19 protein-coding genes are annotated in these 16,606 nt (G+C 37.0%); 10 read left to right on the top strand and 9 right to left on the bottom strand.

What is annotated here, in order from left to right:
- The first annotated feature begins 73 nt into the window (after positions 1-73).
- Positions 74-391, top strand: a complete 318-nt coding sequence (locus AAGF08_RS00815; RefSeq protein ID WP_343508986.1) for a hypothetical protein — start codon at positions 74-76, stop codon at positions 389-391.
- 183 nt (positions 392-574) lie between these two features.
- Here the strand turns inward: AAGF08_RS00815 and AAGF08_RS00810 are convergent, their stop codons facing one another.
- Positions 575-1,015, bottom strand: a complete 441-nt coding sequence (locus tag AAGF08_RS00810; RefSeq protein ID WP_343508985.1) for a hypothetical protein — start codon at positions 1,013-1,015, stop codon at positions 575-577.
- 74 nt (positions 1,016-1,089) lie between these two features.
- On the opposite strand from AAGF08_RS00810, the gene AAGF08_RS00805 reads away from it, so the two are divergent.
- Positions 1,090-2,769, top strand: coding sequence for an amidase (locus tag AAGF08_RS00805; RefSeq protein WP_343508984.1), 1,680 nt, complete (start codon positions 1,090-1,092; stop codon positions 2,767-2,769).
- Positions 2,770-2,802: 33 nt separating this feature from the next.
- On the opposite strand, the gene AAGF08_RS00800 is transcribed toward AAGF08_RS00805, so the two are convergent.
- Both AAGF08_RS00800 and gpmI read right to left on the bottom strand, forming a co-directional pair.
- Positions 2,803-3,366 carry a hypothetical protein gene (locus AAGF08_RS00800; protein ID WP_343508983.1) on the bottom strand — a complete coding sequence of 188 codons (564 nt, stop codon included), beginning with the start codon at positions 3,364-3,366 and terminating at the stop codon, positions 2,803-2,805.
- On the bottom strand, positions 3,366-4,889 hold the full coding sequence (gene gpmI / locus AAGF08_RS00795) for a 2,3-bisphosphoglycerate-independent phosphoglycerate mutase (protein WP_343508982.1): 1,524 nt from the start codon (positions 4,887-4,889) through the stop codon (positions 3,366-3,368). Before gpmI ends, AAGF08_RS00800 begins: the two co-directional genes overlap by 1 nt.
- A gap of 135 nt (positions 4,890-5,024) precedes the next feature.
- Here gpmI and AAGF08_RS00790 point away from each other — a divergent pair, with 135 nt between their 5' ends.
- The 3 genes from AAGF08_RS00790 (at position 5,025) to AAGF08_RS00780 (ending at position 6,802) form a co-directional block, all read left to right on the top strand.
- Entirely contained in the window at positions 5,025-5,420 is a 396-nt protein-coding gene (locus AAGF08_RS00790) for a DUF4783 domain-containing protein (RefSeq protein WP_343508980.1), read from the top strand.
- A 55-nt stretch (positions 5,421-5,475) separates the two neighbouring features.
- On the top strand, positions 5,476-6,333 hold the full coding sequence (gene nadC / locus AAGF08_RS00785) for a carboxylating nicotinate-nucleotide diphosphorylase (protein ID WP_343508979.1): 858 nt from the start codon (positions 5,476-5,478) through the stop codon (positions 6,331-6,333).
- A 64-nt stretch (positions 6,334-6,397) separates the two neighbouring features.
- Positions 6,398-6,802, top strand: a complete 405-nt coding sequence (locus tag AAGF08_RS00780; protein ID WP_343508978.1) for an META domain-containing protein — start codon at positions 6,398-6,400, stop codon at positions 6,800-6,802.
- A 1-nt stretch (position 6,803) separates the two neighbouring features.
- Here AAGF08_RS00780 and corA read toward each other — a convergent pair whose 3' ends face one another.
- The 3 genes from corA to AAGF08_RS00765 are packed head-to-tail and all read right to left on the bottom strand — an operon-like array spanning position 6,804 to position 9,122.
- On the bottom strand, positions 6,804-7,913 hold the full coding sequence (gene corA, locus AAGF08_RS00775) for a magnesium/cobalt transporter CorA (RefSeq protein ID WP_343508977.1): 1,110 nt from the start codon (positions 7,911-7,913) through the stop codon (positions 6,804-6,806).
- A gap of 1 nt (position 7,914) precedes the next feature.
- Positions 7,915-8,859, bottom strand: a complete 945-nt coding sequence (queG, locus tag AAGF08_RS00770) for a tRNA epoxyqueuosine(34) reductase QueG (protein ID WP_343508975.1) — start codon at positions 8,857-8,859, stop codon at positions 7,915-7,917.
- A gap of 38 nt (positions 8,860-8,897) precedes the next feature.
- Positions 8,898-9,122, bottom strand: a complete 225-nt coding sequence (locus tag AAGF08_RS00765) for a hypothetical protein (RefSeq protein WP_343508974.1) — start codon at positions 9,120-9,122, stop codon at positions 8,898-8,900.
- A 61-nt stretch (positions 9,123-9,183) separates the two neighbouring features.
- Here AAGF08_RS00765 and AAGF08_RS00760 point away from each other — a divergent pair, with 61 nt between their 5' ends.
- A complete protein-coding gene (locus AAGF08_RS00760) occupies positions 9,184-10,284 on the top strand; it encodes a VWA domain-containing protein (protein WP_343508973.1) in 1,101 nt (366 codons plus the stop codon).
- A 5-nt stretch (positions 10,285-10,289) separates the two neighbouring features.
- A complete protein-coding gene (locus AAGF08_RS00755) occupies positions 10,290-11,813 on the top strand; it encodes a magnesium chelatase (protein ID WP_343508972.1) in 1,524 nt (507 codons plus the stop codon).
- Between the two features lie 99 nt (positions 11,814-11,912).
- Here the strand turns inward: AAGF08_RS00755 and AAGF08_RS00750 are convergent, their stop codons facing one another.
- The 3 genes from AAGF08_RS00750 to hflX form a co-directional block, all read right to left on the bottom strand.
- Positions 11,913-12,275, bottom strand: a complete 363-nt coding sequence (locus AAGF08_RS00750; RefSeq protein ID WP_343508971.1) for a DUF1304 domain-containing protein — start codon at positions 12,273-12,275, stop codon at positions 11,913-11,915.
- A gap of 67 nt (positions 12,276-12,342) precedes the next feature.
- Positions 12,343-12,690, bottom strand: a complete 348-nt coding sequence (locus tag AAGF08_RS00745) for a n-acetylglutamate synthase (protein ID WP_343508970.1) — start codon at positions 12,688-12,690, stop codon at positions 12,343-12,345.
- A gap of 77 nt (positions 12,691-12,767) precedes the next feature.
- Complete coding sequence (gene hflX / locus AAGF08_RS00740) at positions 12,768-14,030, bottom strand: GTPase HflX (RefSeq protein WP_343508969.1); 1,263 nt, start codon at positions 14,028-14,030, stop codon at positions 12,768-12,770.
- Positions 14,031-14,227: 197 nt separating this feature from the next.
- On the opposite strand from hflX, the gene rfbC reads away from it, so the two are divergent.
- The 3 genes from rfbC to AAGF08_RS00725 are packed head-to-tail and all read left to right on the top strand — an operon-like array spanning position 14,228 to position 16,494.
- Positions 14,228-14,782 carry a dTDP-4-dehydrorhamnose 3,5-epimerase gene (rfbC, locus tag AAGF08_RS00735; protein ID WP_343508968.1) on the top strand — a complete coding sequence of 185 codons (555 nt, stop codon included), beginning with the start codon at positions 14,228-14,230 and terminating at the stop codon, positions 14,780-14,782.
- Positions 14,783-15,529 (top strand): CpsB/CapC family capsule biosynthesis tyrosine phosphatase, encoded by a 747-nt coding sequence (locus AAGF08_RS00730; RefSeq protein ID WP_343508967.1) that lies wholly within the window; start codon positions 14,783-14,785, stop codon positions 15,527-15,529.
- Between the two features lie 11 nt (positions 15,530-15,540).
- Positions 15,541-16,494: an NAD-dependent epimerase/dehydratase family protein gene (locus AAGF08_RS00725; RefSeq protein WP_343508966.1), complete on the top strand. Its 954-nt coding sequence runs from the start codon at positions 15,541-15,543 to the stop codon at positions 16,492-16,494.
- Positions 16,495-16,606: the final 112 nt, after the last annotated feature.

The raw sequence follows: 16,606 nt of genomic DNA, 5'->3' as shown, positions 1-16,606 counted from the left end.
CCCAAATATTAAGAAGACAACTATTGACAACCTAATTAACCATTTAAATAACTAACCTTAAACAAATTACATTATGAAAAAGCTAATTGCGATTTTTGCTTTGTTTCTATCAGTCCAATTCATTCAGGCTGAACCTGCCAATGATAAGGAATCTAAAAATGGAAAAACTGAAATGACTGAAGCTCAGAAAATAAGAGCGGAGGAAATGAAACAGCGATTGGATGAGATTAAATCAATGGACTTTAAGTCAATGAGCAAAGACGAAATCAAGGAAATTCGCTCCGAGCTAAAAGAAATGAAAGAAGAGGCAAAAGCTGACGACGGTAAAGGTCTATATCTTTCAGTTGGAGCAATTATCATTATTCTTTTATTGTTGATTTTGATTCTTTAATTTCTTGAAAATCAAACCAAAAAAAGGCTCACCTGAGCCTTTTTTTATTGTCTTTTTTTAGGGAAGGCAGGAAAAAATACCCAAAAGAATTAAGAGTGTTATACAAGCCACTTGAAGTTTTTCCAAGGATATCCTATATGGTATAAACTGGTATGGAACTGTGGTAAATAGTTTATAATAATTCTATTCCTGTTCTTTTATTCTTAAAAAGTTTTTGACTTGAAGACCTCTTAAAAAAATAGTAATTAGTGGGATTAACCAAACCAATTCATTGATCAACAAATGAAATCCAGTGCGTTTGTTCCAACCGATTGCCGGTAAAAAACCAAGTGTAAACCATATTGCTAAAATAATTTTTCCGGTGATTCCTGCAATAATCATATATACCCAGCTTACAGGATAAAAGGCACTCACAAAAATGATCAAACCGACAATTATCCCGAATATGCCATAATATTCACTCGGTAGATTAGTAATTTCCTTACTCCCCATTGCCAACCAGGAAATTAATTCTGGTCCAAACCATTTAAAAAAAGCTGACCAAGCAATGGTGTACATTCCTGCCAGTAGTAAGATTCCTCTGAAATGCATTGGAAAAACAGGAAATGGAGATTGTTCATCCATGAGTGGTTTGATTTATTTTGGTTTATTGAAGATCTTGAAAGAATTATTACCTAGATATTATACAAAACTATCCAATGAAAGTTAAAAATCGAATTAGTCACAAAGGTTTTCTGTTGATTTTAGGCGCAGCCATGTGTCTGGGATTGGGTTTTACAATAGGTAAACGTGCTGGTGAAATCACACCAACCACCATTGAGGCAGCTTCAAATCTAATTGGTCTCTCCTTTAATATTTCAGAAAAGGATAGTATGATTGGTAATCTAGAAAACCAGTTGTCAAATTATGAAACTCTCCGAAAGGTTGAATTAGATAACTCAGTTGCACCTGCTTTGGTTTTTAATCCTCTTCCTAAAGGTTTTATCCCAGATTTAAATCAAAATTCCTACGATTGGGGACTTCCTAAATCAGTAAACCTTCCTGAGAAAGAATCTGATATTGCATATCTGCCTGTTCATGAATTGTCGGTGCTAATTAAATCTAAAAAGATAAGTAGCGAGCGGCTGACCAAAATTTATCTTGATCGAATAAAGACTTATTCGGATACACTTCAATGTTTAATAACGCTGATGGAAGATTCAGCATTAGATAAGGCACGCGCTATGGATCAAGAAATAGCTGCTGGTAAATATCGAGGCCCTCTTCATGGGATTCCATATGGGATTAAGGACCTTCTGGCTGTAAAAGGGACAAAAACTACATGGGGAGCAGAACCATATAAAAATCAAGAAATCGATATGACTGCCACCGTAGTCAATAAATTAAATGAAGCAGGTGGAGTTTTGGTAGGTAAATTTACTTTGGGTGCCTTAGCTATGGGAGATGTGTGGTACGGCGGTAAGACCAAAAACCCTTGGAATCTCAATCAGGGATCAAGCGGATCCTCAGCTGGTTCTGCATCAGCAGTAAGTGCTGGGCTTGTTCCATTTGCGATTGGAACTGAAACATTAGGCTCAATAGTTTCTCCATCCACAAGAAATGGAGTCACGGGATTGAGACCTACTTACGGACGAGTCAGTAAACATGGTGCTATGGCTTTGAGTTGGTCAATGGATAAAATAGGCCCTATTTCCCGATCGGCATTAGATGACGGAATTGTGCTTTCTATTATTAATGGTTCGGATATCAACGATGCTAGTACCATTGCTTCAGCTTTTAATTATGATGCGAAAAAATCAGTTAAAGACCTGAAGGTTGGTTATTTTAAACCATATTTTGAAGGCGAAAGAGCTAGTAAAAATGATCAGGCTGTTTTGGATTTGCTCAAAAATAATGGGGTTGAATTGCATCCATTAGAATTGAAAACTAGTATCGATGCAGGTCCAATCGTCATGATGCTGATGGTGGAGGGAGCAGCTGCATTTGATGAATTGACCCGCTTGGGTTGGGACGATCAATTAGTTGCCCAGCATAAGGGTGCTTGGCCAAACTCTTTTAGGGCAGCACGTTTTATTCCTGCAGTGGAATATGTTCAGCTAAGTCGTCAAAGAAGTATTTTGATCCAAGAAATGCATGATTTGATGAAAGGATATGATGTGATTGTTACCCCTTCTTTTGCAGGCCCCCAATTAAGAATTACAAACTTGACAGGGCATCCAGCCCTATGTATGCCAAATGGATTTAATGAATCTGGAAGCCCAACTTCTATTACTTTATTAGCAAATCTTTTTGAGGAAGATAAATTGGTCTTGCTAGGTGACTTTATCCAGAAAAATTCAGATTGGCAAGCAAAGAGGCCTCCTTTATTTAATCAATAAAAAAATACCTCTGGATATTTCCAGAGGTATTTTTTAGAACCTAAGTGCTCCCATAATCTTTATATTATTGGGTTTTAGAAACCAGATTTTTTGAGTTGTTTCAATGGTGTAATGATCTAACTTTTTGCTGGCATTGGAAATATATAACTCTGCATTTGTAACAGAACTATAAAATATATTTTCTTTCTCTATTTTGACTTTGATCATTTGGACATCATCGTTGATTATACTTACGGTAATATTCTTCACATCAGCTTTTGCATTTGGGAGCAAATCATGACTTAAAAATTGATTATTTACCTTTGTGTCGTACGAAGTTAAGAGAGAAGTTTTATTAATGTCAGCTTCAAAAAAGACATCTAATTCATCTCTCCATTGTTCTTCATTCATCGACACCACCAAAGTTGTATCAATCCCATCGACTCTGGAAATTTTTGTGACTTTTGCCTCCTTCAGACCTTTAATGGATTCAGTCATAAACCCTTTCAAGTCGAAATAAGGTAAAACGTCTAGCTTTTCACCATTCTTCTCTCCCACGCTGCAAGCTGAGATTCCAATGAGGAGGAAGAATAAAATTAATCTGTAATTGATTTTCATTAAGTTAACAAGATTTCTCCGGTCATATCTTTAGGAATATCAATCCCCATTAGTTTCAAAATTGTTGGGGCAAGATCACCTAGTTTTCCATCTTTTACATGAAGTTGATCTTTGTTATCAACCATTATGAAAGGGACTAGATTAGTAGTATGGGCAGTGTTTGGGGTGCCATCCTCGTTGATCATCATATCACTATTGCCATGATCAGCAATTACGATAATGGTATAACCGTTATCTAATGCCGTTGTAATAACGCTTTCTGCACATTTATCTACTGCTTCACATGCTTTTACAGCTGCATCAAATACACCGGTATGTCCGACCATGTCAGCATTAGCAAAGTTTAGACAAATAAAATCAGCACTTTTTTTCTTTAGCTCCTGATTTATTTTTGAGGCGATTTCAAAAGCGCTCATTTCTGGTTGCAGATCATAGGTTGCCACCTTCGGTGATGGGCATAGTAACCTGCTCTCCCCTTCAAAAACATCTTCTCGTCCTCCAGAAAAGAAAAAAGTTACATGTGGGTATTTTTCAGTTTCCGCTATTCTGATTTGTTTCTTGCCTGCATTCGATAATACCTCACCAAGGGTATTGTTAAGGTTGTCTTTCTCGAATAAGACTTTTACTCCTTTAAAAGTATTATCATATCTAGTGAACGTGATATAATCAAGATCAAGTTTTTTCATATTGAAATCCTCAAAATCACGCTGTGTTAGTGCTTGAGTAATTTCACGACCTCTATCGGTTCTAAAATTGAAACAGATAACCAAATCTCCTTCTTCAATCGTAGCTAATGGTTTATTATCCGAACCAACATGGATGATTGGCCTGATAAATTCATCTGTCACCCCATTTTCATAGGATTTTCGCATGGCTGCAATAATATTTTTTGATTTTTCACCTTCTCCCTTCACCATGGCGTCATATGCTAACTTCACTCTTTCCCAACGATTATCTCTATCCATTGCATAGTACCTTCCAACTACGGATGCAATTTTCCCCGATGAGTGCTTTAAATGAGATTGAAGATCCTCGATATAACCTATACCACCTTTAGGATCGGTATCTCTTCCATCTGTGAAGGCGTGAATGAAGACATCTTCTAAGCCATTGTGTTTTGCAGCATCACAAAGTCCTTTTAAGTGGGTAATGTGAGCGTGAACACCTCCATCTGAAAGTAGTCCCATAAAATGTGCTTTCTTCTTTGCTGCCTTTGTTTTGGCAAAGGCTTCGACAAGAACTGGGTGATTGTTGAGTTCACCATTCTTTACAGCGAGATTAATTTTTACTAGGTCTTGATAGACTACTCTACCTGCTCCAATATTCATATGGCCAACTTCTGAATTACCCATTTGTCCTTCGGGTAGTCCTACTGACAACCCGGATGCTTCAAGTTTCGCATGAGGATATTTCGTGTACAAGCTGTCTACAAATGGTGTATTGGCCTTATCTATTGCAGATACTGAAGGATTGGTGGCTATTCCCCAGCCATCCAAAATCATTAAAAGTACTTTCTTGTCCATGGGGCAAATATATTAATTTTCGACCCAATCCCGACTTTAAAACTTAATCTGACAGAATTTGAGTCTTCATTTTTTAAAACTGATGAAACATCAAAAAGATTCTTTTTTTGGCTTAGTATTTGCCAAGATAGGGGGATGACAATTTTGAACCTATTATTTTCTTTGCTCTTGCTATTTAATAGTCCAATAAAAGTTGAGAAGGAAGATATTTCTATTGATCCGGTTATTTCTGCTATAAATAATAATTCAAGCAGTGATCTCGCAAAATTTTTTGAATCGAGTATCTCTCTGAATGTCAATGGACAACAAGGAAGTTATTCTAAAAATCAGGCAGAAATTGTGATCAGAGACTTTTTTAAGAAAAATCCTTCTCAGGGATTTAGTATCGTTTATAGCAGTGAAACCAATCCTAGTTTGAGCTCATTTATTGGAGATTATTTAAGTGAAGAGGGAACTTTCAAAGTTTTTATTAAGGTTTCTCAGCAGGAATCAATTCTGAGAATTTATAGCCTTGAGTTTGTAAAAGGATAGATCTTTTTCAGAAAAAAATTCCTTTACAGCTTTTCAATTTGTCTATTTTTGAAACATGAAACCAGCCTATCTGACGGAGGATGCCGTCCAAGCATTTATAAAATCTGCATTTAAGGAGGATATTGGTCCAGGAGACTATTCCTCTCTCGCATCTATTCCAGAAGGCAAAATGGGCCAAGCCCAACTAATAATTAAAGCAGATGGGATTATTGCAGGTATTGAGTTGGCAGAAAAAATTTTTAAAGCTTATGATCCTGAGTTACAGGTGGAACTTTTAATTGCTGATGGTGATGCCGTTAAATATGGAGATATAGGGCTAATTGTAAAAGGGTCTTCAGCCTCAATTTTATCATCTGAGCGATTAGTTTTGAATTGCATGCAAAGGATGTCAGGGATTGCAACTTTGACTCACCGACTTACTGAGAAGATTCTTCATACCAAAGCTCGATTGATGGATACCAGAAAGACTACACCTAATTTTCGATTGATGGAAAAGTGGGCGGTGCATATTGGAGGAGGAATTAATCATCGATTCGCTCTATATGATATGGTGATGTTGAAAGATAACCATGTGGATTTTGCAGGAGGAATCAAGCCAGCTATCAGACGAACCAAAAAATACTTAGAAGCTCATCGTTTGGATTTGAAAATAGAGGTTGAAACCCGAAATCTAGCGGAAGTTGCAGAAGTAATTGAAATAGGGGGCGTGGATTATATCATGCTGGATAATATGGATTATGAGACTATGAAACAGGCTGTAAAATTGATTGGTAATCAATTTAAGACTGAGGCATCAGGTGGAATCACAGAAGAGATGCTGGTGGAAGTTGCCGAATGTGGGGTGGATTTTATTTCTATGGGCGCATTAACACACTCTGTGCAGAGCATGGATATTAGCCTTAAAGCATTTTAAGAAGTATCTCATTAAGGTGGCCTGATTTGTGTTCTTACTTTATTGTAAAAATCTCTACTCGAAAATGAAAAATCTTTTCTATATACTTTCCTTTTTCACCCTTATTTCTTGCAGCTCTAAGTCTTATCCAGATGCAAAATGGGAAAATAAACAATGGACTGTTGTTGAGATGATGGGGATTCCTGTTCAAACTTCAGGTACCGTGCAAGATGCACATTTAGTCTTTGATGCGGATGATCAACAAATCTCCGGTTCTGGGAGCTGCAATAGAATTTTTGGACCTTACGAAATTGGCAAGAAAAACTCGTTGAAATTTGGAAATATTGGGGTAACAATGATGGCTTGTCAGAATTCAGCTTTTGAAAATAAATTCTTAGAAACTTTAAAATCAGTAAGATATTTTCAACAAACCGGTGGGCAATTATTGTTAAAAAATGGGGAAAAAGAAATTATTCTAAAACTTCAATAAGCTAGAGCCACTTTTTCTTGTGGAAGTAAAATAGCATTCCTATTACCGATATTGCCATTCCTCCGACTACATAGAAATAACCGTATTCCCAATGTAATTCTGGCATATTATCGAAATTCATCCCATAGACCCCAGCGATAAAACTAAGAGGAATAAAGATAGTTGATATGATAGTCAGCACTTTCATGATATTATTCATTCGGTTAGATAGACTATTCATATACAAGTCTAAAACCCCAGAAGACATATCACGAAAAACCTCCATCGTCTCAATAACCTGGATGGTATTTTCATATAAATCCCGAATAAAAGGTCTGGTTTCAGGACTTATTTTATGTTCTGCATATTTGTCAAAAGCACCAATGACCTCACGTAAAGGATAAACGGTCCGTCGCAAATCCATCATTTCTCTTCTTTGAAGATATAGCGCGTTTAGCGTTTCATTTCCAGGTTGGGTCATTGCCTGAGATTCCAAATTTTCAATTCGTTCGCCTACATTTTCCATAACGATGAAATAATTGTCAATTACAGCATCTAACAAAGCATAAAGCAAATAATCAGCACCACGTAGCCTAATGGCTCTTTTAGGATCCAGAAGCCGATCCCTTACAAATTGAAAAACATCCCCTTTTTTTTCCTGAAAAGTAATTAATACATCTTCATGAAGGACAAAACTTACCTGCTCTTCGTCAATTGGAGATTCTGGACTTAAGCATTGGATCATTTTTAATGTGGAAAAAATATAGTCTTCAAAAACCTCCATTTTTGGTCTTTGATCAACGCTTAAAATATCTTCAAGCGTCAGTTTATGGATCCCAAAGATCGACCCGATTTTTTCTAGAATTTCTACATCATGCAAGCCAAGTATATCTATCCAAGTAACTTTTTTCTGAAGCTTTAAATGGTCTTCGAGTTGATTCAGGTTGATCACTTCTTCATAAAAATCATTCTCATCATAAGTGATCAAATTGATTAAGACATCTTCTTGTTTTTTGTCTCCGGTAAAAATCAAAGAAGCAGGAGGTAAGCCTATCTTATGGGTGCCCCTTTTTTTCTTTTTTGGCTTAAATAACTTTTGGACATTCTTAAGATTGGGTTTTTGAAGGCTCATGCTATTCGCTTTTTTTCAATTTAAGAAAATCTAGGTTTCTTTTTAGTCCACTGAATTTGGTTCTTTTTACAGCAGATTTTCTAAAAACCTTACGAAATGTTTCTTCAGTGATTTCATCCCAATCTCCAGGGGTAAAATCTACTAAATCAGGATGAGGTTTGAATTTTGGTTCTTGGTGGGGTTTTGAAAATCTGTTCCAAGGACAAACATCTTGGCATATATCGCAGCCGAAAGCCCAGTTTTCCATCTTTCCTTTAAACTCTGCTGGGATTGCATCTTTCAGTTCTATCGTCAGATAAGAAATACATCTGGAACCGTCAATCACACCATTACCCACAATCGCATCCGTGGGGCAAGCATCAATGCATGCCGTACAAGTACCACAATAATCTTTTGCTAAAGGAGTATCTGGAGTAGCTTCTAAATCAATAATGAGTTCTGCTAGAAAAAAGAAACTTCCCTGTTCCTTATTTAGTAACAAACTATTTTTTCCAATCCAACCCAAACCCGCTTTTTGGGCCCATTGTCTTTCCATAACTGGTGCCGAATCCACAAATCCACGTCCATCAATTTCTCCAATTTCTTCTCGGAGCATTTCAAGAAATTCGTTCAGTTTCTCCCGGATGACCAAGTGATAATCCACTCCATAAGCGTACTTGGCTAGTTTAATGGAGTCTGGGGATTCAGGAAGTTTCTGTTCTGGGTAGTAATTGTAAACCAAAGAAACCACCGTTTTAGCGCCTTCTACGAGTTTGGTTGGATCTAAACGCTTATCAAAGTGATTGGCCAAATAGCTCATTTGACCTTGATAATTTCGGCTGAGCCATTCTTCCAATCTTGGTGCTTCTTCCTCGAGAAATTCCGCTTTCGCTATCCCACAAAAATCAAAGCCAAGCTGATTAGCTGTGGATTTGATAATTGAAGCGTTTTTCTCACTGAGATTCATGGGGTAAAGATAAAGGAGTAAATTTTTTTTCAATCAAACTAACCCCTTAATAAATCTGGTCTGTCTTGATACCATTGCTCTTCAAATGTTTCTTTAATCTCGATTGGTGCGGCCAAAACCGACCAAACCATCCATAGTATCAAGATTGGACCTGAAAGAAATAGTAACCAAATCAGGAACATACTTAGATTCAATTGAATAGAAGTAACGAAAATGATAAGGACTCCTGTGACGACCCCCACCGAAATTTGGTAGTTTTTCATCTTTTTTGAGTTTTTGTGTAGTAGATTAAACTCCAAAGGGACTTCACTTGTTATAGAACCTATGAAAGGATTTCGATTCACTCAATATGTACCTCCCCAAGATCCAGAGAAAAATACCTTTGAGAACCTTCTGAATATTTTTCTTCAACTCATTACCATGACTGGTGGAGATGTGGCTGAAGCATTAAGTTGGTTGACTAATTTGGACAACCGATATCAGATGACCAATCCCAATTATGGAATTGGTGATTTTATAGAGGATCTTAAAAGCAAAGGATATCTTACTGAAGAAAATCAAAAAGGAGAATTTAAGATTACCGGGAAAGCGGAACAAACTATTCGAAAGTCAGCATTGGAAGAGATATTTGGGAAGCTGAAGCGAGGTAAGTCAGGACAGCATAAAACGACACATTCCGGTCAGGGCGAAGAAAGGGGAACTGATCGCCGGGCCTATGAATTTGGGGATAATCTGGATCAAATTGCTCTAACAGATTCACTAAGAAACGCTCAGGCAAATCACGGATTTGGAGGAGACTACCTACTAACTGAAGACGATCTGGAAGTTGTGGAAAATGAATACCGATCTCAGACTTCAACTGTCTTGATGATTGATATTTCCCATTCCATGATTTTGTATGGAGAAGATCGAATTACTCCTGCAAAGAAAGTGGCTATGGCTTTGGCAGAGCTCATCAAAACCCGCTATCCAAAAGATACCTTGGATATTATCGTATTTGGAAATGATGCATGGCAGATTGAAATTAAGGATTTGCCTTACCTACAAGTCGGACCATATCACACGAATACCGTTGCAGGATTGGAATTGGCAATGGATTTACTGCGAAGGAGAAAGAATCCGAATAAGCAGATATTCATGATTACTGATGGTAAGCCAACCTGTCTGAAGGTGGGAATCAAATATTATAAAAATGCTTTTGGGATAGATAGTAAGATTCTTAGTGAGACATTAAAACTCGCAGCTCAATGCAGAAAACTAAAAATTCCAGTTACCACATTTATGATTGCTTCGGATCCTTATCTGAAGGAATTTGTGAAAGAATTTACCAAAGTAAACAATGGGAATGCCTACTACAGTAGCTTGAAAGGGCTTGGCGACCTAATTTTTGAAGATTATAGACGAAATAGAACGAAACGCTTTTAAGCAAAATGGACTACCACAAATTGACACCAAAAGAACGTACCAAAATTAAAACATTAGGGCAGCTGAAGGCAGCTGGATACGAACCAAAATCCATTAAGGAAGAACTTCGCGATAATTTGATTTTAAAAATCAAACAAAAACAAAATGTTTTTGAAGGAATTTGGGGCTATGAGGATACTGTGATCCCTGATATTGAACGAGCGATTCTTTCCCGACACAATATTAATTTATTGGGTCTGCGAGGGCAGGCAAAAACAAGGATTGCCCGAATGATGACGCATTTATTAGATGAATACGTGCCTGTTGTTCAGGGTTCAGAATTGAACGATGATCCTATGCAGCCCTTGACCACATTCTCAAAAGAACTGATTGAAGAACGTGGGGATGATACGCCAATTGGCTGGTGGCATAGAGAGGAGCGATATACGGAGAAACTGGCTACTCCTGACGTTTCTGTCGCAGATTTGATCGGGGATGTGGATCCGATAAAAGCCGCCACGATGAAATTGAGTTATAATGATGAGCGAGTAATCCATTATGGGCTCGTGCCTCGTTCCCATAGATCCATATTTGTGATCAATGAATTACCGGATTTACAGGCAAGAATTCAGGTGGCATTGTTCAATATTTTGCAGGAAGGGGATATCCAAATCAGAGGTTTCAAATTAAGATTGCCACTGGATATCCAGTTTGTATTCACTGCAAACCCAGAAGACTATACCAATAGAGGAAGTATTGTAACTCCCTTAAAGGATAGAATTGAAAGTCAAATCATCACTCATTATCCAAAATCTATTGAGATAGGAAGGAAAATCACTTTGCAGGAAGCGAACCTAAATGGGAAGCCTGTGGATAATATTTATGTGCCTGAGTTGATGAAGGACTTGATCGAGCAAATCGCAATTGAAGCAAGAAGTTCTGAATATGTGGATGAAAAAAGTGGAGTCTCTGCGAGATTAACGATTTCTGCTTATGAAAACTTGATTTCAGCTGCTGAAAGAAGACTTTATATGAATGGGGAAACCAATACCATGGTTCGGATAGCAGATTTGGTAGGAGTGATCCCTGCAATAACAGGAAAAGTGGAATTGGTATATGAAGGAGAACAAGAAGGAGCTGGTTTAGTAGCTTATAATCTGATAGGTAAAGCTATTCGTTCGCAGTTTATCAACTATTTTCCATCACCTGAGCAAAAGAAAAAATCCAAAGAAGGAAACCCTTATGTGATTCCTTTGGCTTGGTTTGGAGAAGGAAATGAATTAGATATTTTGGTTTCACAATCCGATAAAGATTACAAAACAGCGCTACAGTCAGTTCCAGGATTAGAAGAAGTTGTCACTCAGATGGTGAAGAATCTACCGGAAAAAGAGAAGGAATTTTTTATGGAATTTGCTCTTCATGGATTGGCAGAGTATAGCCAATTGAGTAAAAACCTGCTAGATACCGGCTTGAAATTTAAGGATCTATTCAGCTCTATGTTTGACATGGGACCTGGGGGAGATGATGATTTTGATGAGGATGACTTATAAGTTTTTACTTTAGTAAGTTGATTTTATTAAACCTTCGAGGCCAATAAAGACTTCGGAGGTTTTTTGTTTTACCTACTTTATGCCTTTGTGATATACAGCCTATTTCAAATGAAGTAATACCAAAGCTATCAGTGCTGGAAGACCTTGAATCCAGAAGATTTTTTTGCTAGCTGTCAACGCACCAAATATTCCTGCCACCAGAATGCATCCCAAAAAGAAAACAGCGACATAGAAGGACCAAGCGGAATCCTCTATTAGCAGTGACCAGAACAATCCAGCAACCAAAAACCCATTATATAATCCTTGATTTGCAGCCATGGCCTTTGTTTTGGGGAATAAATTTTCCGGCAATTGTTTGAATGTTTTTCTACCGATGGTTTCCCATGCAAACATTTCAAAATATAAAAAATAGAGGTGAAGTAAGGCGATAAGTGAAATGAGAATGTCGGAGGCTAGAGACATGGTGTTTTGTTTTTATTGAATTTACACTTTTAAGAATAATTCTTTCCACCGATTTGATTTCTTGAAATCAAATTTCCTCTAAAATCGATTCTCCTTTAGATTTATCTCCTGATGTCCATTGCCAGGATTCATGTAATCGGATTTTGCCATTTTCCATGATTTCAGGAATGGATTTACATATTCCAGTCATCAATTCTCCCGAGGTATTTATTTGATGGTAGCTCATGTCGATTTCCCCCTTGTCGTTTACCAAACCGATCAAGTGGCCTTCTATGATTTTTCCTCCTGCATATTTGCAAGAAAGAATGTTGCTGGTTTGTTTGTAGGAGAAAATAGTTTCAGAGGAGGTTTCACTATTAGTGCTATTGCTGTATGGACGAAATGTTTTATTGTTATAATTTATTGGGAAGGACATTATACTTAAGATTTATAAAATTCTAACTCAAGGGCTTGGCTCAACATATATTCAAGCCTAATAAAAAAAACTTGAGCTTATTCCGAATCTTTCAACTCCCAATCAACAATTTCATTTTCTAGATAATGCGGATAGATCTTCTTATGAGCTTTTTTAACTTCCTGAACTAAGGCTTGTCTAAATTCATCTACATGAAGACCAGATGCAGCAGCCATAAATACCGGTTTTATTCCGGTCTTTTTCTGATAGGCATCTGATAAAGATGGAAAATCAAGGAAGTTTGCTTCTTCCAACTCCAGCTCCGTCATATTCATAATTCCTTCTTCATCGGGCATTTGCTCCACCAAATCAATTTTATTGAATACCAAGAGGACAGGTTTATCGCCTGCTTTGATTTCCTGAAGCGTCTGGTTTACCACACTGATATGATCTTCAAAATTAGGATGTGAGATATCAACTACATGAACTAACAGGTCTGCCTCTCTAATTTCCTCAAGAGTTGATTTGAAAGATTCGATCAAGTGTGTAGGTAGTTTCCGGATAAAACCCACCGTATCCGAAAGAAGGAAAGGGACATTTTCCAAAACCACTTTTCTCACGGTGGAATCTACTGTTGCAAAAAGTTTGTTTTCTGCCAGAATATCTGTTTTGGTGATCAAGTTCATCAACGTGCTTTTGCCCACGTTGGTATATCCAACCAGAGCAACTCTGACTATTCCTTTTCTACCCTTTCTTTGGGTGATTCCTTGTTTTTCTATATCACGGAGTTTCGCTTTCAGAAGAGTGATTTTATTTCGGATATCTCTTTTATCAGTTTCAATCTCCTTCTCGCCTGCTCCACCCCTAGTACTAGTTCCGCCCCGCTGGCGTTCTAAGTGCGTCCACATTCTTGTCAACCTTGGTAGTAGATATTGAAATCTTGCCAGTTCTACTTGAGTTTTAGCCTGCGCAGTTTGAGCTCGGTTGAGGAAAATATCCAAGATCAAGAGGGAGCGATCATAGATTTTTACTTTCAGTTCATTTTCAAGATTTCTCATTTGGGATGGAGAAAGATCATCATCGAAGATGACCATATCTACCTCAAAATGCTCCACGTAAGATCTTATTTCTTCTAGTTTTCCAGAGCCAATAAAAGTCTTAATGTCTGGTTTCTCCATTTTTTGAGTGAACCTATATACCGTCTTGGCTCCCAGTGTTTCTGTTAGAAAGGCTAATTCATCCAAATGCTCCTCCGTCTCTCTTTCAGTCTCTCCCTGTCGGATAATACTCACCATTACAGCCGTTTCTACCTTTGGGGTTGTATTGTGTAGTTTTTGAAGTTTTCTTGAAAATTTTCCCATTGAATTCAATTATCTAATAATAAAAGGGAGGTGAATGGCAATTAGTTTCATTTCTTTAAACTCTTTGACAAATCGAGAATTTTGAGCCTTACACAAACCTTATATGTAAAGTTCGGGATATTTCATTAGAATTGATTAGGATACCCCATATTGCGGTAGTTATTTTACCTTTTTATTGCCCAAATAGTTTATTTCAAATGGTCAAAATTAAAAAGACGCTTTTAACTGGAGTTTTAGAGATATTCCCTAAAGTATTTGAAGATGAAAGAGGATATTTCTTTGAGTCATTTCGGTTAGATTGGTTAGAAAAAGAAGGAATAAACGAAACCTGGGTTCAGGATAATCAGTCTTATTCTCAGAAAGGAACTGTTAGGGGCTTGCATTTTCAAAGAGAGCCTTATGCACAAGCAAAGCTGGTTCGAGTGATTAAAGGAAAAGTGCTGGATGTGGTAGTAGATTTAAGAAAAGGATCAAATACTTTTGGATCTCATTATTCCACAATTTTGGATTCCAAACAGCATAATTTATTATATGTTCCGACTGGATTTGCGCATGGATTCTCTGTAATTGAAGATGCAATTTTCGTATATAAATGTTCTAATTATTATGACAAGACTAGTGAAGGCGGGATCATTTGGAATGACAGAGATCTTCAGATCGATTGGATTGTAAAAGATCCGATTATTTCAGAAAAAGATAAAAATTGGCAAAATTTAGAAGAATTTAAAGCAACGAGTGCAGGAGGATTATAAATGGGGTTTTTGGATTTATTTAAAAGAAAGGAAATAGTAATTGAGGATCTGAATCTAAATTGGATGCAAGCAGATATGCATTCTCATTTGATTCCTGGGATAGATGACGGTTCAAAAACTATGGAAGAGTCTTTAGAACTGATAAAGCGTCTATCAGGCTATGGGCTTAGAAAACTAATTACTACCCCTCATGTTATGTCTGAGTATTATCGAAATACACCAGAGATAATAAATATGGGACTTTCAGATCTTCGGGAAGCAGTAAAGCGGGAAGGTATCGAAATTGAAATTGAAGCCGCCGCTGAATATTATCTGGACGAGATATTTCTTGAAAAAATTAAATCAGGAGAAGAACTCTTGTCATTTGGGCAAAAGCATGTTTTAGTGGAGACTGGCTTTATTAACAAACCGCAGATGCTTTTGGAGACTTTTTTTCAACTTGAGATGGCAGGATATAAACCAATCTTTGCGCATCCTGAGAGGTATCAGTATTTGATCGGAGATAAAAAATTATTAGAGGAGTTAATTGATAGACAGGTTTGTTTTCAGATGAATTTATTGTCTTTAACGGGCTTTTATTCCAAGCAGGTAAAGGAGTTTGCAGAAATGCTTTTGGAGAGAAATGTTATTAAGTTCTTTGGTACAGATTGCCATAATCCAAGATACCTCGATATGCTTGAGACTTTGCCAAGATATAAGTCTTATTCAAAAATCAAGGAGATGGAAATTCTAAACACAAGCCTTTAATTTTATTGGGAGTGAAGATTTTTATTACTGGAATCACTGGACTGTTGGGGAGCTATGTAGCAAAGGAATTTGCCTCGCAGGGAGAGATTCATGGGTTCAAACGATCCGATTCTTCCACTAGATTGCTTCAAGAAGTTGACTTTCCAATACATTGGCACGAAGGATCCATGTCTGATATAGATTCAATAGATCAGGCTTTAAAAGGGATGGATTTGGTGATTCACTGTGCAGGAAAGGTTTCCTTTCTTAAGAAGGATGAAGAAGAATTATTTGAGATTAATGTAAGAGGTACCGCCAATCTGATCAATTCAATGCTTTATTCTAGGGTCAAAAAATTGATACACGTTAGTTCGGTTTCAGCTTTAGGAAGGAACCCTGAAATTACAGAGGTTGATGAAGATCATAAATGGGTTGACTCTCCTCTAAATACCAAATATGGGACTTCAAAATATTGGGGAGAGCTTGAGGCCTGGAGGGGAGAGCAGGAAGGTCTTGACTTGATAGTAGTTAATCCATCCATTCTGCTTGGAAAAATTAAAGATGATAGAAGCAGTACTTCCATTTATTCTTATGTATTAAAAAACTCAAGTTATTACCCCAAGGGCAGTATCAATTTTTTGGATGTAAGAGATGCAGCTAAAATAATTAAGGAGCTTTTTAAAAATAATTGTTGGGGAAATAGATTTATACTCAATAATCAGAGTATGAAGTATAAAGAATTTTTTAAAAAAATGGCTGTTGCGTTTGATAAAAAGGCTCCGAATAAACCAGTATCTGATTTTCTTCTAAAATTTGGGTTGTTTTTTATTGGTTTAGGAAGGGCTTTAGGTCTGACCAAAAATCCTTTGAATAAGCAAACGGCCATGTTAACGCAACAGGATATCAATTTTGATAACAAAAAAATTAATGAGGTTTTACAATTTGAATACACACCTCTTGAAGAGACCTTTTTATGGGCTAAATAAACTTATTTTTTCATCCTATCGTTGGCAACTGATACCCTTTAATACCAATTCGATTTAATTATGGGTTTTAAAGGAAAATTTAACAATTCGGGATTTTGAGAGATCAATTTAT

The sequence above is a fragment of the Algoriphagus sp. SE2 genome, from assembly GCF_039563885.1.
Taxonomy (GTDB): Bacteria; Bacteroidota; Bacteroidia; order Cytophagales; family Cyclobacteriaceae; genus Algoriphagus.
This window is presented reverse-complemented; position numbering and strand designations above follow the sequence as displayed.